Source organism: Halobacillus sp. A1-3 (genome assembly GCF_050971765.1).
Classification (GTDB): domain Bacteria; phylum Bacillota; class Bacilli; order Bacillales; family Halobacillaceae; genus Halobacillus; species Halobacillus mangrovi_B.
Window position 1 is genome coordinate 1 of the sequence record NZ_JBPCEO010000011.1, and the last position, 21,700, is coordinate 21,700.

The 21,700-nt window shown below is 39.1% G+C and carries 23 protein-coding genes; 13 read left to right on the forward strand and 10 right to left on the reverse strand.

Annotated features, from left to right (window positions below; translation table 11 throughout):
- Positions 1 to 419 precede the first annotated feature (419 nt).
- The 3 genes from ACRYKC_RS17470 (at position 420) to ACRYKC_RS17480 (ending at position 2,061) form a co-directional block, all read left to right on the forward strand.
- On the forward strand, positions 420 to 746 hold the full coding sequence (locus ACRYKC_RS17470) for a hypothetical protein (RefSeq protein ID WP_433808674.1): 327 nt from the start codon (positions 420 to 422) through the stop codon (positions 744 to 746).
- Positions 731 to 1,018, forward strand: a complete 288-nt coding sequence (locus ACRYKC_RS17475; protein WP_433808676.1) for an alanine:cation symporter family protein — start codon at positions 731 to 733, stop codon at positions 1,016 to 1,018. Before ACRYKC_RS17470 ends, ACRYKC_RS17475 begins: the two co-directional genes overlap by 16 nt.
- A gap of 224 nt (positions 1,019 to 1,242) precedes the next feature.
- Positions 1,243 to 2,061 (forward strand): CsxC family protein, encoded by an 819-nt coding sequence (locus ACRYKC_RS17480; protein WP_433808678.1) that lies wholly within the window; start codon positions 1,243 to 1,245, stop codon positions 2,059 to 2,061.
- A 65-nt stretch (positions 2,062 to 2,126) separates the two neighbouring features.
- On the opposite strand, the gene ACRYKC_RS17485 is transcribed toward ACRYKC_RS17480, so the two are convergent.
- From ACRYKC_RS17485 to ACRYKC_RS17495, 3 genes are all read right to left on the reverse strand, one after another.
- Positions 2,127 to 3,938 (reverse strand): hypothetical protein, encoded by a 1,812-nt coding sequence (locus ACRYKC_RS17485; protein WP_433808680.1) that lies wholly within the window; start codon positions 3,936 to 3,938, stop codon positions 2,127 to 2,129.
- Positions 3,939 to 4,009: 71 nt separating this feature from the next.
- Entirely contained in the window at positions 4,010 to 4,798 is a 789-nt protein-coding gene (locus ACRYKC_RS17490) for a CsxC family protein (protein WP_433808682.1), read from the reverse strand.
- Between the two features lie 479 nt (positions 4,799 to 5,277).
- Positions 5,278 to 6,063: a CsxC family protein gene (locus tag ACRYKC_RS17495; protein ID WP_433808684.1), complete on the reverse strand. Its 786-nt coding sequence runs from the start codon at positions 6,061 to 6,063 to the stop codon at positions 5,278 to 5,280.
- Between the two features lie 229 nt (positions 6,064 to 6,292).
- Between ACRYKC_RS17495 and ACRYKC_RS17500 the strand changes: the two genes are divergently transcribed.
- Both ACRYKC_RS17500 and ACRYKC_RS17505 read left to right on the forward strand, forming a co-directional pair.
- Positions 6,293 to 7,483, forward strand: a complete 1,191-nt coding sequence (locus ACRYKC_RS17500; RefSeq protein ID WP_433808686.1) for a ParM/StbA family protein — start codon at positions 6,293 to 6,295, stop codon at positions 7,481 to 7,483.
- Positions 7,484 to 7,495: 12 nt separating this feature from the next.
- Positions 7,496 to 7,864 carry a hypothetical protein gene (locus tag ACRYKC_RS17505; RefSeq protein WP_433808688.1) on the forward strand — a complete coding sequence of 123 codons (369 nt, stop codon included), beginning with the start codon at positions 7,496 to 7,498 and terminating at the stop codon, positions 7,862 to 7,864.
- 98 nt (positions 7,865 to 7,962) lie between these two features.
- On the opposite strand, the gene ACRYKC_RS17510 is transcribed toward ACRYKC_RS17505, so the two are convergent.
- On the reverse strand, positions 7,963 to 8,592 hold the full coding sequence (locus ACRYKC_RS17510; protein ID WP_433808690.1) for a CotY/CotZ family spore coat protein: 630 nt from the start codon (positions 8,590 to 8,592) through the stop codon (positions 7,963 to 7,965).
- Between the two features lie 605 nt (positions 8,593 to 9,197).
- Between ACRYKC_RS17510 and ACRYKC_RS17515 the strand changes: the two genes are divergently transcribed.
- The 3 genes from ACRYKC_RS17515 to ACRYKC_RS17525 all read left to right on the forward strand — a co-directional run bounded on the left by ACRYKC_RS17515 (position 9,198) and on the right by ACRYKC_RS17525 (position 11,810).
- Positions 9,198 to 9,614 (forward strand): hypothetical protein, encoded by a 417-nt coding sequence (locus tag ACRYKC_RS17515; protein ID WP_433808692.1) that lies wholly within the window; start codon positions 9,198 to 9,200, stop codon positions 9,612 to 9,614.
- A gap of 325 nt (positions 9,615 to 9,939) precedes the next feature.
- Entirely contained in the window at positions 9,940 to 11,367 is a 1,428-nt protein-coding gene (locus ACRYKC_RS17520; RefSeq protein WP_433808694.1) for an alanine/glycine:cation symporter family protein, read from the forward strand.
- 134 nt (positions 11,368 to 11,501) lie between these two features.
- Entirely contained in the window at positions 11,502 to 11,810 is a 309-nt protein-coding gene (locus ACRYKC_RS17525; protein ID WP_433808696.1) for a hypothetical protein, read from the forward strand.
- A gap of 63 nt (positions 11,811 to 11,873) precedes the next feature.
- On the opposite strand, the gene ACRYKC_RS17530 is transcribed toward ACRYKC_RS17525, so the two are convergent.
- From ACRYKC_RS17530 to ACRYKC_RS17545, 4 genes are read right to left on the reverse strand one after another with little or no spacing between them, the layout of a single operon-like run.
- Complete coding sequence (locus ACRYKC_RS17530; RefSeq protein WP_433808698.1) at positions 11,874 to 12,053, reverse strand: hypothetical protein; 180 nt, start codon at positions 12,051 to 12,053, stop codon at positions 11,874 to 11,876.
- A 15-nt stretch (positions 12,054 to 12,068) separates the two neighbouring features.
- Positions 12,069 to 12,248 (reverse strand): hypothetical protein, encoded by a 180-nt coding sequence (locus ACRYKC_RS17535; RefSeq protein WP_157130866.1) that lies wholly within the window; start codon positions 12,246 to 12,248, stop codon positions 12,069 to 12,071.
- 53 nt (positions 12,249 to 12,301) lie between these two features.
- The gene (locus ACRYKC_RS17540) at positions 12,302 to 13,015 is read right to left on the reverse strand and encodes a YetF domain-containing protein (RefSeq protein WP_433808700.1); all 714 of its coding nucleotides are present in this window, start codon (positions 13,013 to 13,015) and stop codon (positions 12,302 to 12,304) included.
- Positions 13,012 to 13,716 (reverse strand): DUF421 domain-containing protein, encoded by a 705-nt coding sequence (locus ACRYKC_RS17545; RefSeq protein ID WP_433808702.1) that lies wholly within the window; start codon positions 13,714 to 13,716, stop codon positions 13,012 to 13,014. The genes ACRYKC_RS17540 and ACRYKC_RS17545 overlap by 4 nt, the downstream gene beginning before the upstream one ends.
- A gap of 463 nt (positions 13,717 to 14,179) precedes the next feature.
- On the opposite strand from ACRYKC_RS17545, the gene arcA reads away from it, so the two are divergent.
- The 5 genes from arcA to ACRYKC_RS17570 all read left to right on the forward strand — a co-directional run bounded on the left by arcA (position 14,180) and on the right by ACRYKC_RS17570 (position 19,731).
- Complete coding sequence (arcA, locus tag ACRYKC_RS17550) at positions 14,180 to 15,415, forward strand: arginine deiminase (protein ID WP_433808704.1); 1,236 nt, start codon at positions 14,180 to 14,182, stop codon at positions 15,413 to 15,415.
- A gap of 19 nt (positions 15,416 to 15,434) precedes the next feature.
- Positions 15,435 to 16,451 (forward strand): ornithine carbamoyltransferase, encoded by a 1,017-nt coding sequence (gene argF, locus ACRYKC_RS17555; protein WP_433808706.1) that lies wholly within the window; start codon positions 15,435 to 15,437, stop codon positions 16,449 to 16,451.
- A 49-nt stretch (positions 16,452 to 16,500) separates the two neighbouring features.
- Positions 16,501 to 17,928, forward strand: coding sequence for an arginine-ornithine antiporter (gene arcD / locus ACRYKC_RS17560; protein WP_433808708.1), 1,428 nt, complete (start codon positions 16,501 to 16,503; stop codon positions 17,926 to 17,928).
- Between the two features lie 15 nt (positions 17,929 to 17,943).
- On the forward strand, positions 17,944 to 18,906 hold the full coding sequence (gene arcC, locus ACRYKC_RS17565) for a carbamate kinase (RefSeq protein WP_433808709.1): 963 nt from the start codon (positions 17,944 to 17,946) through the stop codon (positions 18,904 to 18,906).
- 126 nt (positions 18,907 to 19,032) lie between these two features.
- A complete protein-coding gene (locus ACRYKC_RS17570; RefSeq protein ID WP_433808710.1) occupies positions 19,033 to 19,731 on the forward strand; it encodes a Crp/Fnr family transcriptional regulator in 699 nt (232 codons plus the stop codon).
- A gap of 147 nt (positions 19,732 to 19,878) precedes the next feature.
- Here ACRYKC_RS17570 and hpaI read toward each other — a convergent pair whose 3' ends face one another.
- Positions 19,879 to 20,796: a 2,4-dihydroxyhept-2-ene-1,7-dioic acid aldolase gene (hpaI, locus tag ACRYKC_RS17575; protein WP_433808711.1), complete on the reverse strand. Its 918-nt coding sequence runs from the start codon at positions 20,794 to 20,796 to the stop codon at positions 19,879 to 19,881.
- A gap of 22 nt (positions 20,797 to 20,818) precedes the next feature.
- Entirely contained in the window at positions 20,819 to 21,694 is an 876-nt protein-coding gene (locus ACRYKC_RS17580; RefSeq protein ID WP_433808713.1) for an adenylyltransferase/cytidyltransferase family protein, read from the reverse strand.
- Positions 21,695 to 21,700: the final 6 nt, after the last annotated feature.

Below are 21,700 nucleotides of genomic sequence, written 5' to 3' on the forward strand. Positions count from 1 at the left end.
TTGGGATAGGTCTTGGTGAATGGTTTTGTGCATGGTTTTGTGCATGATTCGGCGAACAGTCTGAACTTTCCAGACTCTCTACTAAATCGTTACTCTCGTCATAGTAACCATCGTAGCAGTTTTTCTTCATATTTATCTCTCCTTTATTAAAATATACCTCATCCTTGTTCTTCAGGTACTCCATATAAAGTATGTAGGTTAGGTGAAACGGGGTTCATACAATCACCCATTATTTATGGAAAACAAACGTTAGCCCATGGTAAAAATTCTCCATAAAATTTTTTATTCGATTCATACATGCTCTTTTAGTTGATAAAGGAAATTTAGTTTATAAATTCTTTCATACCAATAAGCCCCTGTAAAATATATGTAATTTGTTGAAAGATGGTGAATAAAGATAGATATAACGATACACGTTATTGAATTTTCAGAATAAACAATCAAATGACAAGAAGAGATACAACCAATGGGAGAATGGCTTTCTAGCCATCATTATTTCTCAAACATTTGTAGATAACATCTTAGGTTGTTCTTGCTACCGCCTTCATTATTATCCTTGCCCTGCCTTCCAAAAAGGTGATGTATCAGGGACGGATGAGCCGACGTCTTTATCTCTGTTGCCATTTACTTATTCCTTCAGGTCTATTATTGGGTCTTACTTCCATGGAGGAACAAATATTGAGTTCATAAAGAAAGCACCCCCGCGTTATTGGCTTTCAGATGAGGAGCGATGGCTTTTGTATTGATAGATTCCGCTTCTATCAAAAGCCTAGTATGGAAGATGGCCGATTTATTCATGGCTCTTATGAAAGTGATCAACTTGGTAGCCATAGGCCTATTAGGTAAAGTAGCTTTCAAGGTGCTAACAGATTATGAAATGCAGCGTAAGGAAGGAAAAATGTCCAAAAGAAAAAGCGGTCATTTAATAATAGAAAGAAAAAAGGCTTGGGATCTCCCAAACCTTTTTAATGCCTTCATCATGTACTTTTCTAGTTTCTTGATTTCACACGTCATCTAACCTATGTTCATAGTTTATTGTAATTAGACGACTTCCCCTTAAAATTCCTCTTGAAATAACTCTTGTATGTACTTGTACACATACCTATTTTTACAAGATTAGGCTTTAATATAGTAAGCCCTGGCGACACCCGTCCATTCCAAACCAACACCAGGTACATATATTACTAGTGAGTCAGAAGAGACTACTAACTTTTGACTAAAATATATTAAGGAGTGAAAAATATGAGAAAAAACACTGGCTGTGGAAATGGTCACAAAAAATGCCCACCACTTCCAAGTAATGAAGTAGCAAAGTCTAGAAGCTTGCATACTGATACTTTCGGTGTCCCTTTCGGTGACGAAGAAAAGACAGTTGTCCTTCAAGATGTTTTCATTCAATCTCTTACAGAAGTAGATTTTTATCTGCCAACTTATGCAAGAGCAATTAAAAACATCGAGAAAAACGTGTTCTTAACTCAATGTAAAGCGATCCCTGTTCCTGGCTTTCCTTGTAAAGTCAAACTTTTCGTAGAAGGATTTGTACACAAAAACATTCAATATGTTGAAGAAGGTTTCGGTAATGTAAAAGATTTCAGCATTGATATTCCATTCAAAGCCTACGATCTAGTAAAACTTGACAAACCAGTTAAATTCCCATTTGGTACTGAATACAGTGTCAAAGACAATGTTCTTCAATACAGAGAGCTGGCGAAAGATGGTATGGGGGCCGACCGCTGTGAGTTTGGTTCATTAACATGGGAAATCAATAATGAGCCGATTGAGTGCAAACTCCTTGCACACGCAGTTAACCAATTAGACATTGTTCACAACTTTGATAACTGGGGACGTTTTAACAAGATCACAGAAAAAATGGACATCACGCTTGTTCTTAAACTAACTCAAAAGCAGCAAAAAAACGGCAAAAAGAAAAACAGACACAAAGACCACGACAAACGTAATAAACCACCAGTTAATTCTAGTAATGAATACTCTTCTTATGAAACAACTGAATCTTATCCTGAAACGTCTATGGACAGATTCAGAAGAAGCATTGGTCGGTAAGCAATAAAACAATAGGTGTCTCTTTAGATTAAGAGACACCTATTATCTTTTACTTGAGCCCTTGTTTAGGAATAACAATGAATATATTGCTCTTGTAATAGATCTATACATAATTGAACATTTCCTTGAACTAAAAATTCTTGAGCATTACAATGTACATCTAACTCATTATGCCAAACAAAGTGGATCGATTGTAATTGTTCTTCAATAGGTTTCGCAAAGCTTTGGTGATGTTCATAGTGAACACTTTCTTCTTGCTCATCTTTAAAGGCATATTCTTTTTGGCTTTTATGGGAGTGTATCGGTTCCTTGAGCCACTTTATACCGACAATTTGATCCCAATAAACAGGACATTTCAGAGAATGGAATGTGCGTTCAGATGTATCACTTACATATTCAATATCTGCTAGGAGTACCCCGCTTAAGAACGCAGTGGAGGATTTTGAAAGCACTTGGACTTTTAAGGACTGGAGGTTCCATTCGATTTTTGTTACCTCTTGAATCCCCTCTATGAGTTTGACCGATTCCATGATATCAATATCAACGTTGAGCCTTGAGAGTAAAACCGGAAGTTTAACTAAAAGGGGATCTTCTTCTTGTTCTTTCTCTTTCTTATCTAAAGGGGCTTTTGCATCTACAATATCCTTTAGTTCTGCTAAAACTTCGTTACTAGAGCTGCACATTTTTTCGTGTAAGATATCAGAAAATTTTTCCGATAGTGGCCGAGACTGTTCCAAATAATCCATTGGATCAATATCTTCTTCATCTAGTGAAGGAGACTCGTATGGTTCAGAAGAGGATTCATCTAGTTCGATGGACGAATCTTCTAATCCTTCGAATTTGAAAGAAGAAGATTCACTTTGTTCCATTGAGGCATCCTCTAATTTATCGATTTGGAAGGAAGAAGATTCATGTTGTTCTTCATAACCATCCTCTAATTCATCAATCTCGAAGGAAGAAGATTCGTTTAACATGGTAGAAATGTCACTATAAATGGCATCTTTTTCCTGATGTGAAAAATCCTTTTCATGTACGTCTTCCTTTACTTCCAATCGATCAACCGATTCTTCCACAATGGATTCAGCCAGGTCCATTTCCTTTTGAGAAATATAGTGGTTTTTAAATCCGTCATATTGGCTTGAAGAACTCTCAATAGAGGTAAGGATGTCTGATAATATTAAAAAATCACCTTCACCATCATAAGCATCGTCTTGTGTATAGATTTTTTCATCTTCAAATAAATCTTCTTCTTGGATCCAGTTAATAAGGTTAGAAGAAGTGTCCTCATCTTCGTCCCTAGAAGACCATTTATTAATAGGCACAATTTCATTATACATGGACGCTTCAGATGAGGATTCATCTAACATAGAAAGAAACTCTTTTAAAAGCGAACCACTTTGGACTTTATCATTTGGATTTTTTCTTTCATCGAAAAATGATTCCTCATCAAAATTAAACTTATCTTCTTGATAATGAGCAGAACTTTCGGCTTTCAGACTAGAGGAATTTTCTTTACGTTTGGAGGATTTACGCTTCCTAAACTCATGAGAATCATCTCTTTTTTTGGAGTCTGCCTTTTTATTGTCTCGCTTTGAGTTCGCAGATGAATGTTGAGTAGATATTTCTTGATTATAGACCTCAGGTGGGGGAGTGATCACAGGGTGAGAACTTATGTCCCCGTTCATAAGAGGTGTATAGATAGTATTTTTTTTGGAGTTGCCCTTTTTGTTATTCATTTGTTTTTTAGGATGGGTGGAGTGATGAGATTCGGCAAGGTTATCATTCTTAGAATGGTTTGATCCAGATGGGCGTGCGCGTTTGGATCGATGCCGATTATTCCAATGCTTCTGAATGAATGTGTTTTTTTCACTCTTCATATACCCTAGAAAGGTGCTGCTTTTCTAGCATCCTTCCCAACCCCCTCCTTCTTATATTTTTTCCAACCTTATTAGTCACATGATTCCGAATAAGAGTCCTTTTCACAGTAATCATTTGTCGTTGAAGCCACCCGTATTTGTTGATTTTGTAAAACTTTCAAGCGGATATCAAGAACCATTTTTTCTTCCACTTTAGTAAAGTATCCTTCATTAAACGGGGCATCTCCTGGAAGGGGCATACGATCCAAGGCTTCATCCCATTCAATAATGCTGCTCGAAATCAGCTCGCAAAAAGGAAGCTCATTATAGAATTGGCGGCTCTCCTGGTGGAATTGGGAAAGGTCACTTGTTAGCAGCTGGTCTTTCTCAGGGAATCCAGACGGTAAGGATTTCGTCACGGCAAAATCAAACTCTTCCCGATTGTTGATTTTCGGCTGGACCGGATATGATAAGAAGTCTTTAATTTCCGTGACACATTCAAATGGAATGTCTACTGTAAAAGAGTGCAAATCAGAAGCTACGGATTTTGATGTACTTTGATCGATTTCAGGACTAGGACTTGCATATTGGATATTTTTACGTACAAATCCTTTAATAAATAATTTGTGAGTTGGAAGCAGCAATCTGCATTGAGTCAAATTGACTCGTTTTTTAATGTCTTTAATTTCTAATACTGGTTCAGGGAAGGTGATGGTTTCATCTAAATTTAATTGCAGGTCAAGTTCCGCTAATACAACAGGAACTTTAGAGTAAATTTTTCCGAGACTTACTTTGGGTTTAATCGCTTTGTTCTCACAATTGTGTAAGTTTGATGTCACTTTACAATCATAGTTATTGAAACCCTTATTCATATCAGTCATTTGATTTCCTCCTAAGCAAATATACTTCATCGTATGTGGGAGGAATGACTATGTTTGGGCGAAAGTCTGAATTCTAGGTTTGAATATGGGTGTTAGCCCTTGTGGAGAAAGGGATTCCCGGGTAAGAATTTTTATTTAAGGGGGTTAGATTTTGTACGAAGACAGCCGGAGAGTTCACTCCCTTTCAGAGGACGAATCAGAAGCCACACCACCTATCCTTATTCCCATGGAGTGTGTCGATACCTCCTCTACCATAGCTTCCTTTAATAATAACTTTGCTACAGGGATAATTTTTCTATGACTTGTCCATTAGTTGACACGAAAAGGAGAGTTCCACGTCTCTTGGTCAATCATTTTATTTCTTAATATAGAAGAAAAATTTAAAATGACCAAAGGTGTTCTTTTGAATACGTTATAAATATGTACAAAAACATAACCGACCACTATACATAAATAGTGGTGATTATGTTTCTACGACTTTAAGCAGTGCCGGTGTCGTTGTTAACTTCAACCAGCTGCTCTTGAAGCACTCTGATCCTGAAGGTAAGGGTCATTTTCTCAACCATGTGGTGGAAATATCCTTCATCGATAGGACTGTCATCGCCATATCCACTGTTTATAGATTGACGATCTGTGGCTTCATCCCATTCAATAATGTCATGAGATACGAGTTCACAGAATGGCAGGTCGTTATAAAACCCTGTACTTGCTTGGTGGAACTGTGAGATGTCACTGGATAAAAACTTATCTTTTTCAGGGAAGCCTTTACCTAGATCTTGAGCTCTGAAGAAATCGAATTCACTTCTAGTATTGGTTACAGGCAAGATTGCATCTACATCTAACGTAACCTGTGTGAAGCATTTAAATGGTATCTTCACTGTCAATGACTTCAACTCAGCTGATACGCATTCACCTTTTGAATTATGACAAGGAGATGCGTATTGAATGTTTTTACGTACATACCCCTCAAGGAACAATGGAAAAGGTCCTACTGAGGACGGATCCGTTGGTCTTGCCACTCGAGTCATAAGACGACATTGAGTAATAATAACTCTTTTCTTAATATCTTTGATTTCCATAACTGGATGAGGGAATTTGATATCAGCAACTAGATGAGTCGTAACATCATAGGTCCCCAATTTTACAGGCACTCTGATTTGACGGGTATCCGTTATGGCTGTTTCAGCATCTCGATTGCTCATGCACTGTTCAACTGAAGCAGACATACTAAGGTCTACACAGTCATGATGATTATCTTTTTTCATCAATTTTTTCCTCCTTTTGTTTTAACCTCACTGTATTTTATGCATACCTGTCTACCATGCATGGTTGAATGTATCAGTATAAACGTGGATTTTAATGAGAAGTTTAAAAGAATGTCCACTTATAGACTAGATTCCATTCAACCGGCACAGCTAATAAAAAGTTTTTATTGGTACTTGCACACCCTCCCGCCCAATTCGCATAGGCTAGACCATCAGGAGGTCGATCAACATGTTAAAAAACAATATTTTTGCTGTGGATGTCGGAAACAGCTGGTATAAGGTCATCGCTTCTGACGATGGGGAATTACTTGAATACCAGCTACCAAACGCTATTGCTTTATTTGATGAAGAATTTTATGAAAAACCCTACGATGAAGAAGATGTTGACTTTGAAGAAAATCTCATTGTTGAAATTAAAAGTCCGACCGTAGTTGACAGACGTGAAATTTATTACATCGGTAAAGCTGCTATGAAACAAAGGAATGTCAGTCTCACCTCTTTTAATAATCAAAAAATCGATGAAGAACGCACTTATATTCTTTTACACTCGATAGCCGCATATCATGCCCTTCTCTCCCATCCATCAGAAGCAGAAATTGATTACCATATTGATCAATTGGCTGTATCCCTCCCGACTACACAATATAAGGAGAAGAAAGAAGTCTTCAAAGAACGCTTGAAAGGCGTTCATACTGTTATTTTTCATAAAGTTCCCGGCATTCAAGAACCAAAAGAAGTGGCAGTAAAAATTCATATTGATGATGTCATTGTTGGTGCTGAGGGAGCCCTTGCCTATTTAAGCCTCACACGTGATCCTGAGACTCTGAATATTAACAACGATTCACTAGTCAATGACTCACGCAAAGGAATTATTATTGGAGACTTAGGTGGAGATTCGGTTGACTTTGTCGGAATCAAAAACAACAAACCAGTCGCCTCCATTGAAGGAGAGCAGTTTGGCATCAATCTATTTCTAGATAACATCATTCAAAAAGTGAGCAAGAATGAGCTCTACAAATTTAATTCAAGGTCAGAGCTTGAAGAAAAATTAGCGGCAGGCCAGTCCGAATGGTATGTGGAGCCCTTTGCCGGTGTGAAGAAAGATATAAGTAAATACATTATCCCTCAACTCAAATCTATGGCCATCAAATACCTTGAACATTTTGATCGAGTGAGGAGCAGTTCAAACGAGATTAACGGAGCCGTACGCTATATTGCCGTCGGTGGTGCAGCAGATATTGCGCAAAGACAAATCAAAGAAGCTGCCGTTAAGTGGAGTGAACGAGGCAGACCTATTGAGTTAATATTTCCTGAGGATATGGCCAAACTGAATGTTCAAGGGCTGGTGATCCTTGCTAAAATGAATTTACTCAAGAAAGATAAGATCAATCACAATGATTATGTATTGGCAAAAAGCTAAAGGGTGAAAATAATGTCAAGAATATACAGTGATTATTTTAATCAAACTGTTTTAACTATTCCTGACACATTCATTGATGTAAAAACTGGCGAAACTCATCATGTATCTCCTAAAATCAATGAAGAAATTGAGTACCATTCCATGAATAATACACTGCAGCACCTCATCTTTTCTGCTCTTCATAGCTACTTTCAACAGAAGCAAACAAACAACGAAAGTACAAATGATTTACTACTTGAATTACTAGAAATCAAAAAAATGTTGAATCATGGAAACAGGAATAGTTCCTCAGTCAGGAACAAACCGATTGAAAATTCAGTCACGTCTGAAAAAGTGGATCTGAAAGAGATCGAGGATCTTCTTGAAGCATTTGGGGGATAAGAAGCTTATGTATAGAAGGTAGGCCTAACCAATTAGGTTTACCTTCTATTCTGATTTTCTCAGAGTGAATCGACATGGATTAGTGCTTCTGAGCATTTTTACAAATGTACGGCTGGCAAGCAAGTTACTGCACAGAAACAGGATAGATCAACGTTAATACAAATTCCAGTGCCTACTAAGTCATCCATATCCTTGTGGTCTATTTGGCCGCAAGCTGAGTGATCATGTTTGCTGTGGCATTTTCCATCTCTATCCTTTTTAGGTTTCAGATCTGATTTAAACACAAGTAATTCAAGAACCGCACATTTCTTATCGATATCTTTGACTTTGAAAATGAACGTGTTCACACATTTGAATTTTGTCTTCTTCGAGTGGCAAGTGTATGTCGTGACTCCAGTACCTTTATAAGGATCACATCCACAATATAAAATGACTGGAATGGTGTTTTTCTTTACTTTTTTCTTTTCCCCTAACAAGTCTTCGATCGACTGTTTACAGGATGTATGGCAGTGGTTATCCTTTTCAGCTTTCTTTTGTGCAATTAGAATTGCTTCTAATACATCTTCTACACAGTTTTTATAGTGTTTGAACTTTTTATCGTCTTTTTTATTATCATCTTTCTTTTTATGTCCGCAGCAATTTTTCTCATGATCTTTTTTCCAGTCGTAATCAGAATCATAACTATCATAACTGTCATAACTTTCGCTTAGATAATCATTAAAACTCAATTTTTTCACTCCTCCATTTATTGGCTCACCACATTATACGTTGAAGAGTGAATCTTGCTTAATAAGAACGCCCAGAAATGGAGGATAAAGAATTCTAGGTTGTCCTAGTGTTTCACCAGTCTAAAAGCTTATAGAAAAAATATAAGTGCATTGATCTAGCTAAAAATATTGCTAATTTTTCTAAATTTCTTCACTTCTTTCACAGTTCTTTTTTGATAATTTATCTGATGGGATAAAAGTTTACTATAATCGTTTTGAGATTCTTCTATTTCTAATCTGTATTCTGTTTTTACATGCCATTTCATTTGTGGATACCCCATTAAACAGTTTTAAACTATTACAATTACCCTTTGGAAGAATCAAACAGGTTCCTGCAAGTTCACAGGACCAAATCCTCACCTTTATTTTTAAAATGGTGCTTTTCTTACTATTTTATCTATCACTAAGGAGAAAAAACTAGGTGCATAAATTATAAATATTCTGTTATAAGAAACCAAACCAATAACTTACAACTCTACCTCTTTACAGGCGAAAATTACCATGGTTAGTTCTCAGGTCACCTATGTTAGAATTCGCGATAGATAAAAATACTTAGGGGTACAATAATGGAATATCTTTGCTTTCTCGCAAGCTTAATTGCTGTCATAGGTATATCCTTTGTAGCTAACAAAAGGAATAACATATTGGTAGGAAACCACACCTCTCAAAAAACCATCCAATCTGCTCAGACAAGATTTTTCCTATTATCAGCTGTCGCAGAAATAATTCCTATTCTGCTGATTGTAGTAGCGTTTGCAAATTTACAGTCGAGCACAACTTCTATTCATATGTACATAACCATTGTAATGATCGTGTTTATTTGGTTTATTGGTCTCGTAAAAATGTGGTTGAATGGACAAGAAAGTATCCAACATGTTTCTGCTGAATACAAACAACAAGTAAAAGGTTCTGCTATTATTTCAATAGCCTTTTTGAGCGGTATTCCTGTGGCATCCATCTTTATGCTGTTAAATCTATCATAATTACCACAAAGAGCTTGGGTTTTCCAAGCTCTTTGTGTCCTTTCTTAGCTTCGTATCTTGTCATGGATTAAATCTCCCATCACCCATTAATATATGAATATAAATACCCCTTTTTATACATTAAATCCCAACCTACTACTACAAACTAATTGTTTATAAGTGGAATTAAAGTTTAAAAAAACCATTATTAGCAATCTCTTTCACTAATTGTCAGAATAATGTAATTTGTCTTAATCTATTGAATTCAAATAAAGCTTATGTATAATGATACACGTGATTGAATTTTCAGAATAGACAATCATAAAGACAAGGAGAGATTCGACTAATGGAAGAATTGCTATCAAGCATTATTGACTTTTCTAATAACATCCTTTGGGGATACGTCCTCATTGCAGGATTGTTGGGAATTGGGATTTACTTCACGATTGTATCTCGATTTGTACAGTTCAGGTTTATTGGAGAAATGATTCGTGTGTTGGGTGAAAAACCTCAATTCAAAAATGGAAAGAAAAATATATCACCTTTTAAATCCTTCTGTGTAGGTGCTGCCACACGTATCGGTACAGGGAACCTGGCCGGGGTCGCAGTAGCTATCACACTCGGAGGACCTGGTGCCGTATTTTGGATGTGGATTGTAGCCCTCCTTGGAGGCGCGACAGCATTCATCGAGAGTACGCTGGCTCAGGTTTATAAAATTAAAGATGCAAAAGCATTTCGCGGCGGTCCAGCTTATTATATTGAAAAAGGTCTAAAAGCTAGATGGCTGGGGATTGTTTTTGCTGTACTTATTGCAGTGACATTTGGACTTATTTTCAACTCTGTTCAAAGTAATACAATTGCTTTGGCTTTTGAAAATGCTTTCGGCGTCAATCGTTTAGTAATAGGTTTCATTATTACAGCCCTTACAGGTCTAGTAATTTTTGGAGGGGTGCACAGAATTGCCAATCTATCTAGTGTCATCGTTCCGGTTATGGCTGTGCTTTATCTATTAATTGCAACAGTTGTATTGATTATTAATATTGGAGAATTGCCTTCTGTTATCGGGTTGATTGTCGGCCATGCCTTGGGATTCGAACAGGCTGTCGGCGGAGCGATTGGTGCAGCGATTTTGAATGGTGTAAAACGCGGGTTGTTTTCTAACGAAGCTGGTATGGGTAGTGCGCCAAACGCAGCTGCGACATCTACGACTTCACACCCGGCAAAACAAGGACTTATTCAATCACTAGGAGTATTTGTAGATACGATTTTAGTATGTTCTTCAACAGCGTTCATTATATTGCTTGCACCTGGTTTTCGCTCAGGTGACGTATCAGGAATTGAATTATTGCAAAACTCTCTGAATTCACATATTGGTGGATGGGCAGGCATCTTTATTTCCATTGCGATTTTATTATTCGCTTTCAGTTCTATCATTGGATCTTATTACTATGGAGAAACCAATATCGAGTTCATTAAAGAAAGCAAACCAGCGTTACTCGCATTCCGTATAGGAACTATGGCGTTTGTACTGATTGGTTCCGTATCTAGCTTAAGCCTAGTATGGAAAATGGCCGACTTGTTCATGGCACTCATGACCGTGATTAACTTGATTGCCATTGGTTTATTAGGCAAAGTTGCCTTCAAGGTGTTGAAGGATTACGAAGCACAGCGTAAGGCAGGAAAAGATCCTGTATTTAAACCGTCTGAATTAGGAATAGAGGATACCGAAGCATGGGAGGAAGAGAAAGAAGAAGAAAAGAAAGCCGTTATATAATACAAAGTAAAAGAGCCTGGAAATCCAGGCTCTTTTTGTATGAAAATCTGTCACCAATTCTCAATATCTTCTTCACAGTTTCTCCAGAAATTAGACGTAAACTATAAGTATAGAAAGCAAAGGAGCTGATAGACATGAGAAAGCTATTTATTGGAGCTTTAGCATTGGGATTAGTGGCTACTGGCGGGGTGACCAGTGTGTATGCTTATAGCAACCAGGGAGAGATCCCATCTGGAAACGTAGAGCAAATGATGGACATGAATGACATGCACCAAATGATGCAGGGTCCTAACGGTTTCATTAATTTTGGACAAATGAAAAACATAATGGAAGATATGCATCCTGATTTGACCAAACAGGAGATTAAGGAAATGTATGGGACGATGCATGGCACAAATGGTGCAGAACCTAGTGCAAACTTCGAAAATTGCATGCATGAATAGCAAATCGTAAAAGCTGTCCTAAGGGTGAATCATTCCTTTTAGGGCAGCTTTTATGTTCGAGTTTTATTTAGGATTCGTCAGCAATTGTTGGAGTTGAGTAATATCCTGCATGTGCTCATCCCGAAACTGGGTAAAAAGCTGCCTTGCTTCAGGGTTCGTAATTTCCATCAAGTACTTGTTGTATAACATTTGGTTTTTCATTTCTACCTCTATGATCTCGTTCAGTTTATCAAATTTGTTCATCTTTTACCCTCCCACTTAAACAATTCCATATCCCCTCATCTTTTCTGACAGCATACTTTGGCGAGTACGCGACGCCATTTCCATCCCTTGATATACTTTTTGAAGTTGAGGATCAGTCATTTCTTTCTGTAATTCTGCAAATTTATTAGCAAGCATCTGTTCCTGATATAGTAATTCTTTAAAAGCATTATTCATTATTTCCTGTTGAGTAAGCACATGGATCACCTTTCCGCATTTAATTAGAGTTTTTATTTAACAGAATAATAAAATTCTCCATCCGGACTTATAGTAGCTAAATACGTAGCTTTAATATTGGGAACTCCTTTTTGGTTTAACTGTGTCATTAGCCATTCTTCGGTGAGGTCTAACTTTTTTAGATTCGCTTGATCAATTCTTCCATTATTAATTAATATCGTCGGCACCCCTCCCGGTGGTACTGGAATCTGAAAATCACTTGGAGTTGGCGGCGTGTGTCCAGATTTCTTCACAATACTTAAATGCCCGCTTGATTCCAATATAACTTCATCGACTTCCTTAAGATCAGGTGCTTCCGCAAGCCTCATCTCTGCAAGAAGCAAGTCTGTATTAAAAAAAGTTTTTTTCATGTTCTTTACATTCAGCTTTCCTTTCTTCACAAGTACGGTCGGCTCTCTCCTGATTAAAGAAGCAAATCGAGAGCTTCTTACACTAAGCCACGCAACTACAAAATGCCAAAAATAGAGAGTCGCTGTCGCAAGTACAGTGGTTGAAAATAGAATTTTCCCATCCAGCAATGGAGCTACTGCCAGAGCTCCCAACATCCATAGAAATACAAAATCAAATGCAGTGAATTGACCTGCCGCACGCTTTAAAAGGAAGCGGCTCATGAAATAGATCATCAACACGGACACAATGGTCCTTAACGCAAAACCACCTAGTGACAGATCCTCGGTTGATTGGAAAACTTCAGCAAGTTGGTTCATGTCGCTCTCACACTGACGTGGATGTTTCCACTTGGTTCTATCGTTGCCAGTAGAATCTGTTTGATAGAATATCCTTTTTTGGAGATTTCCTGCTCAAGCCAGCTTTCCTTCAACCCAAGAGTGTTCAGGTGATCCTGTTTTACTTTCCCCTCATAGATGAGAACGGCCCCCGATCCAGACGGTTGTTCAGGAAGCTTCATCATCTTCCTTGTTACGGGAGACGACTGCGGTGTTTTGACCACGCTGAGTTCTCCCATCGGCTCCAATACAGCTGTAGATACTTCCGATATATGATGGGCCTTTTTCAAACGCAGCTGTGCTAATAAATCTCCCATAGTCATATGCACCTTTTTTAAATTTTTTTGAAGGATTTGTCCATTCTTCACTAAGATTTTTGGACTGGTCCCTACCCAAACTGGAAATTTAAAGTCGAGCCACGAAAGTAATAAACTAAGCGAATAAGCTGCTGATATAATTATCAGTGCTGCCACAAGCGAAGACTCAGGATTCACCATTCGCGATGTGGCTACATGGGCCATACCAGCATGAGTGATAAAATTGAACGCCGAAACTATTCCCACCTGCCGGGGGCCCATCAACCGAGTCATCATTAACAAGCTGAAGTAAAGGATTGTCACTCTTAAGAAAATCTCTAAAGAACCTAAAGAAGAACCGCCATTCCATAATAGATTCCAATCCATATTTGACCCCTCCGCTCTATACATTGCTCTACTATTAGTATTTTTTTATAGGGAATTTTTATACAAACTAAGAAAGAAAAGCCTTACAAATGGTCACTGCACTTTTGATATCTCTCTTCTATTGATTTTAATTCTTCAAATTCTTCCTTATTAGCCTTTCCCATCATGGGACCAATTAAATAATGGAAAGTAGGACCCCCTCAGGCCCTATTCTGTCTATTTACTCTTCACTTCACATCAAAATTTCTTCTCCTAATTATAAGCCTTTTATTCACTTCTCCCCTTCTTGTAATCAGCCATAACCTCTATGTTTTGTTTACACATACATCCCCTCGTATTTAAATACCTCCACTTGTGAACTAAATCACAATATTATGGATCAATCCACCACATCCTTACAACTTGAAGTCATTTATGCTTTAAGCGTAGAGAACAAATTTAATAATTTAAAGGAGGTTTCACGATGGCATACACAATGAACGTCACATCAGAAATAGGCACATTGAAAACCGTCTTACTTCATAGGCCAGGCAAAGAAGTCGAAAACCTCATTCCAGAATACATGCAGCGTCTTCTTTTTGACGACATTCCTTTTTTACCAGCGATACAAAAAGAACACGATTATTTTGCAGAAGTGCTAAGGAATCGCGGCATTGAGGTTCTATATCTTGATCAGCTAATAACAGAATCGCTCCATAATGACGAACTGAAGGAACAATTCGTCGAACAGATTCTTGTAGAGAGTAAAGCTAACGTCAATGGTGCATACAAAAATTTGAAAGAATACCTGTTAAAGTTTCCTACCGATGAAATGGTTAGAAAAGTGATGGCGGGAGTCTTAAAAACAGAGATGGAGGAAGAGAAGAAAACACATCTCTACGAACTCATGGCTGATCACTATCCTTTCTATTTAGACCCGATGCCTAACTTATATTTCACACGAGATCCAGCTGCTGTCATCGGCGAAGGTGTATCTATCAACCGAATGAGAGAAGGAGCTAGACGTAGAGAATCCTTATTTATGGAATATATCATGAAATACCATCCACGATTTGAGGGACAAGATATACCAACATGGTTCCATCGTGATGAACACTTCCCAATTGAAGGAGGAGACCAATTAGTTTTAAGCAAAGAAGTCGTTGCTATCGGAGTCAGCTCCCGGTCCTCTGCAAAAGCTATTGAGAAATTAGCGGTTCAGTTGTTTGACCACCCTTCAACCATTAAAAAAGTGGTGGCCGTTGAAATTCCTAAATCAAGAGCATTTATGCACCTCGATACTGTGTTTACAATGGTTGATTACGATAAATTCACTATACACCCTGCCATTCAAGGTCCTGATGGAGATATGAGAATTTTCATTTTAGAAAAAGGTGAAGAACCAGGACGGGTTAAAATCAGTGAAAGAAACAACTTAACTGAAACATTAAAAGAAGTGCTCGGACTAGAACACATTACGCTCATTCCTTGTGGAGGCGGTGACCAGATTGCCGCTGCCAGAGAGCAATGGAATGATGGTTCAAACACATTAGCCATTGCCCCAGGGGTCGTTGTCACCTATGACCGTAACTACGTATCTAACGAAATGCTTCGCAAAAACGGTGTGGAGGTAATTGAAGTTTTGAGCTCTGAATTATCAAGAGGACGTGGTGGCCCCCGCTGCATGAGCATGCCGATTGTAAGGGAAGACATCCATTAATATACAGGAGGAATGAACAATGACGACTTTAGAGAGAAATACAATTCAGCTAACTGGTAGAAGCTTTTTAGCTCTTAAAGATTTCACGGAAGAAGAAATAAATTATTTAATTTCCTTGGCAGAAGAATTGAAAGCACAAAAGAAAGCACACATTCCGCACCGCTATCTCGAAGGTCAAAACATTGCCTTGCTGTTTAAGAAACCATCTACTCGGACAAGGTGTGCATTCACAGTTGCCTGTACCGACCTTGGCGCTCACCCTGAATATCTTGGTAAAAACGATATCCAATTCGGCAAAAAAGAATCTGTGCGTGATACTGCAATCGTCCTTGGTCGGATGTTTGATGGAATTGAATTTAGAGGGTTCAGTCATGAGCTAGTTGAACAACTGGCTGAACACTCAGGGGTGCCTGTATGGAATGGTTTAACAGATTTATATCATCCCACTCAAATTCTAGCAGACTTCCTTACAATTAAAGAACAGATTGGCCATTTAAAAGGAGTTAAACTTGTTTTTGTTGGAGATGGACGGAACAACGTTGCGAACAGTCTTTTGATAGGGGGAGCTAAAGTTGGTATGGATGTTAGAATCTGTACTCCAAAAGCTCTATTTCCTTCAAAAGACATGATTGACCTAGCCGAAAATGCTGCAAAAGAGACAAATGGACGTATCATGATTACCGATAACATTGATAAAGCCGTCCATGGAGCAGATGTCATCTATACGGATGTTTGGGTTTCTATGGGGGAAGAAGAACAATTTGAAGAGCGTATTAACCAGCTCCTTCCCTACCAGGTCAACCGGAATATGATTGAAAAAACAATGAATGAAAGCGTCATGTTCTTGCACTGTCTGCCTGCTTTTCACGATTTAGATACGCAAGTAGGAAAAGAAATACATGAAAAATTCGGACTGACAGAAATGGAAGTTACCGATGAAATATTTCAAAGCAAACATTCCTTTGTGTTTGATCAAGCAGAAAATCGAATGCATACGATTAAGGCAGTCATGACCGCAACTAACAGCAGAAACTAAGGAAGGGGGCTCCCCCCTTCCCTTCATTCTATTAAATGAGGTGAACCAAATGGGATCTCCAAAAAAACTAGGACTGTTTTCATTGATTGCAATTGTTGTGGGCTCCATGATCGGCGGCGGCGCCTTTAACCTGACAAGCGACATGGCAGCAGGAGCAAATGCAGGAGCTATATTAATCGGATGGATGATAACAGGAATCGGCATCATTGCCCTTGGACTTTCTTTTCAAAACCTGACGATGAGAAAGCCTGAGCTCGAAGGCGGAGTTTATAGTTACGCCAAAGCTGGGTTCGGCAGTTTTATGGGTTTCAATAGCGCTTTCGGGTATTGGTTGTCAGCTTGGCTCGGAAATGTAGCGTATGCGACGTTACTATTCAGCTCTATCGGCTACTTCTTCCCAGTTTTTGAAGGGGGGCAAAATATCGCTGCCATTATCGGTGCCTCCCTCATGCTATGGCTTGTCCACGCTTTGATATTGAAAGGGGTGCACTCTGCTGCATTAGTTAATATGATTACTACGGTAGCAAAATTAATTCCCGTTTTTCTATTCATTGTAATCATGATTTTCGCCTTCAACATCGACCAATTCACCCAGGATTTCTGGGGTAGTGGCACGACTTTTACATGGGGAGCAGTTAAAGATCAAGTTGCAAGTACCATGCTTGTTACATTGTGGGTCTTCATAGGTGTAGAAGGGGCCGTCGTTTTATCCGGAAGGGCAAAAAATAAAAGAGATGTCGGGCGCGCGACTGTTATTGGTCTAGTAGGAACTTTAATCATCTATGTATTAATTTCCCTTCTTTCCATTGGAGCAATGGCCCGTACTGATCTTGCTGGTTTGCCTAGCCCTTCTATGGCCTATGTACTAGAATCCGTAGTTGGAAATTGGGGAGCTACTTTTATAAATATCGGGCTTATCATATCCGTCCTCGGGGCTTGGCTCGGATGGACTTTATTGGCATCAGAGATCCCATATGTTGCCGCTAAAGATGGAGTATTTCCAAAGTGGTTTGCCAAAGTCAATAAAAACCAGGCCCCTGTCAACTCTTTATGGTTAACAAACGGTTTGATTCAACTATTTCTGTTAACATTTATAATTTCTGAACAGGCTTATATATTTGCTTTCTCTTTGGCCTCTTCAGCCATCTTACTGCCCTATCTATTTACAGCGCTGTACCAATTCAAGCTTGCAAGATCGGGTGAAGGATATGAAGTGAATGAAAGCCGCAAAAAAGACCTTGTACTCGGAACAGTCTCAAGCTTCTATGCGATTTGGCTAGTCTATGCTGCCGGTATGAACTATCTACTGCTTGTTATGATTTTGTACGCACCAGGTATTCTCCTTTACATCGCTGTGCAAAAAGAAGCACACAAACATAAATGGTTTGGCAGAGCAGAGTTTGTTACCGCTTTATCTATTGGTCTCTTAGCGTTTTGGGCTGTCATTAAATTGTTCACGGGTTCTATTACCTTCTAAGGAGGCGGCATTCTTATGAAACGAAAAAAAATTGTAATTGCTCTTGGTGGAAACGCCATCCAATCGAAAGACCCATCCGCTGAAGCTCAGCAAAAAGCAATACGAAAAACAGTTGAACAAATCGTTGCCATCATTGAAGCAGGGTATGACGTGATTATCACTCATGGGAATGGCCCACAAGTAGGAAACCTTATGCTTCAGCAAAAAGCAACCCATTCTAATGCGACTCCTGCGATGCCTTTAGATACGTGTGGGGCTATGACCCAAGGAATGTTAGGGTATTGGCTGCAAAATGCGATTAGAGAAGGTTTAGAGGAAAAAGGAATTCATAAACCAGTAGGATCAGTGATTACTCAGGTAGAAGTTTCTAAAAATGATCCAGCCTTTACTCACCCATCTAAACCAATTGGACCTTTTTATAAAAGAGAAGAAGCTCACCAGTTAATGAAGGACAACCAAGTATTGTTCGTAGAAGATGCTGGAAGAGGTTGGAGGAGAGTCGTTCCTTCTCCAAAACCTATTCACATTGTCGAGCATCAGATGATTCAACAACTTATACAGGCGGGAAATGTGGTTATTGCTGTTGGAGGAGGCGGGATCCCTGTTACTAAAATAGGCGATCATTATCACGGAGTGGAAGCAGTTATTGACAAAGATTTTGCTTCTGAAAAACTAGCAGAGTCCATTGAAGCTGATATTTTCCTAGTGCTTACGAATGTCAGCCATGTGAGCCTTAACTATAACCAATCTAATGCTGAGCCAATTAACGAGGTAACTACAGAAGCCCTGAAAAAGTGGGCTGCTGACGGGCAGTTTGCTCCCGGAAGTATGCTGCCAAAAGTAGAAGCTGCTGTAGAGTTTGTTGAAAGTAAAGCTGGAAGAAAATCGATTATTACTTCATTAGACTTTGCTTTAGAAGCATTAGAGGGAAAAACAGGTACTCATATATCATGTACACCCTCTTCGGTGACAATATAGTATCTAAAAAAGGCATCATTGATGAGTGATGCCTTTTTTGTTGAAGTTTTGCCACAAATCTATCCAGATTTCCAAATTCATAGAATGTGGGATGGATTATAATGGAGATGGAAGGGTGTGACTCATATGAAAGTAACCGATCTGAAGAATACGATTGAAACGCTAGTTAAATTCCCCTTATTCTCTAAATCTACACCGATGCAGCTTAATGATGTCATTTACCATTTGTATCAAAGAAAATACAAAAAAGGGCAAGTTCTGTTTACAGAAGGAGATCCGCGTGAGCGTATTTATTTTTTAATCAACGGCTACATTAGATTAGAGCGCACAAACAAGAATGGAGCAAATGGCTATGGAGACTATTTGAAGCCTTATACTCTTTTTCCTTATCACGGCATGTTTAAAGCAGATGACTATCATTATACTGCTACGGCGCTTACTGATGTAGAACTTTACTATATTCCGACGGTTTACTTCGAAAAAATGGTCATGCAAAACAATGAGCAAATGTTACACATCATACACGCATTATCTTCCATCCTTGAACATCACGAAAACCGACTGCAATATACAACAACCTCTCATGCTACAGAACGCGTGAAAAGCGTCTTAACTTATCTCATGGACGAACTTGGTGAATCGGAAAAAACGTGGATTACCATCCCTTGCCCTATGACCACAACAGATATTGCCCATCTAGCAGGGACGTCACGTGAAACCGTTAGTCATGTTATCAGTGATTATAGAAAACAAGGGGTGCTAACTTTTAAAAATAAATCTATTCAATTTAATGATCCTGACTACTTCCACCATGCAAATGGCTGATCTTTAATTATTGCCCTTTCCCTTCCGCTCCTCAGGTCATCCAGAATCTGGATGACCTGAGGAGCGGAAGGGAAAGGGGCAAGAGAAAAATAAAAGCGGCCCTTCGATTCTTTCAGAAGAAGGAGACCGCTTTGGTTTATAAGTCTTTTAAGCGTATTGGAGGCTTACACCGTATTTGTTTAAGGTTTCACGGATTTCGTTTTGCAGTTCTTCGGAAGGGAGATCCATTGGCAGCCTTAAATGGGGCTCTATCTTGCCCATCATACCAAGCGCTGCTTTCACCGGAGCTGGATTAGTATCTTTGAACAGAACATCATTCAGCTCCATAAGCTCATAGTGAAGTTTTTGAGCTGTCGCTACATCTCCGTCGAACCAGGCATCATGCATCTGAGCGACTTTCCCTGGCAGCACATTCGCTGTTGCACTGACCGAACCTACACCGCCGATCGCAAGCATCGGATAGCAGAGCAATTCGATCCCAGAGAATAATAGGAAATCTCGACCGCATTTCAACAGTACGCGGTTGACGTGTTCGAAGTCTTTGTTCGATTCTTTAACCCCGATAATGTTCGGGCAATCCTTACTCAACTGAGCTAACGTATCCACATGGAGATTCTGTGCTGTGCGTCCCGGAATATTGTAGACGATAATCGGAATACTTACAGAGTCAGCAACCGTTTTGAAGTGTTTGTATAAAGCTTTCTGGTTCGGCTTGTTGTAGTAAGGCACAATGACTAGTGCCGCATCCGCTCCGATTTCCTCTGCTTTTTTTGTTAGACGCATCGTTTCATCATGGTTGGTAGACCCTGTTCCCGGTACAAATGGAACTCTGCCATTAATCGTCTGATGGGCTGTGTTCATGACCTGCACTCTTTCTTCTTCTGTCAAAGAGCTCGGTTCCCCTGAAGTGCCCGTAACCGAAATCGCGTGAGTACCGTTTTCCAATTGAAATTCGATTAACTCCGAAAGGGTATCGAAATCGATGTCATGATTCGCTTTAAATGGCGTAATGACAGGAGTGACCGAACCTCTTAATCTCGACTTTATCTCTTGGTAATCTCTCATCCTATCTCCTCCTTCTCGTTCTTTACATACTCATTTCTAACTCTCGTAAATCCCTTTGCGCATGCAGAGCGTCCATTTCAAAGTCAGCAATGAAATTGTTCCATTGCAATCTAGCATCCTTAAAATCTTCAAACAGAAGCTCATCAAAAAAAGTGATGGCAATCTGTCCCGGCCTGTGAATGGATTTAACCTCACACATCCCTTTTGCATGAACTTTACTATTAATAACAGTTACTTCGTATTGTCCCGGAGAAGGCATATAGTAGGTCGGATCAAAAGAAAACGTACATGTTCTCCCTTTGCTTTTGACTTCACCAGTCATTTCATAGCTTCTCCCGAGGTATGCCTGAATTTCTTCAACTCTTCCTGTAGAAATCAGCGATCTCAAAAGAGTTGAGCTTACTTTTTGCTCATGTTTCTCAAATTTTGAGACGGTAGTGACACCGAATCTTCCCTTACTGTCTATAAGCAGCTGATTCATATCTCCTTTGCCTTTGAATCCATATTTATAATCGAACCCAGCAACGACGTGCTTACTGTTGAGTCCGCATAAATATTGATCGACAAACTGCTGATGAGGAGTTTGTGCCACTTCCTTTGTAAAATCAACAACATAGAGGAAATCGACGCCAAGTTGTTCAAATACCTTCTCTTTTTCAGAAAGAGGTGTTATAAAATTAGTGATCGTCGGCCCTTTAGGAATGACCGAAGAGGGATGCTGGGCAAAGGTCATAACCGCAAGTTTTAACCCTTTATCTTTCGCTATTTTCTTCGCTGTTCGAATAATTTTCTGGTGTCCCAAGTGGACGCCGTCAAAAAATCCTAAGGCCATCACGCATGACTGACTGTTTTCTTGGATCGATCGTGAAATTGGGTGGTTAATAGGGATGGTTATCATCCTTGC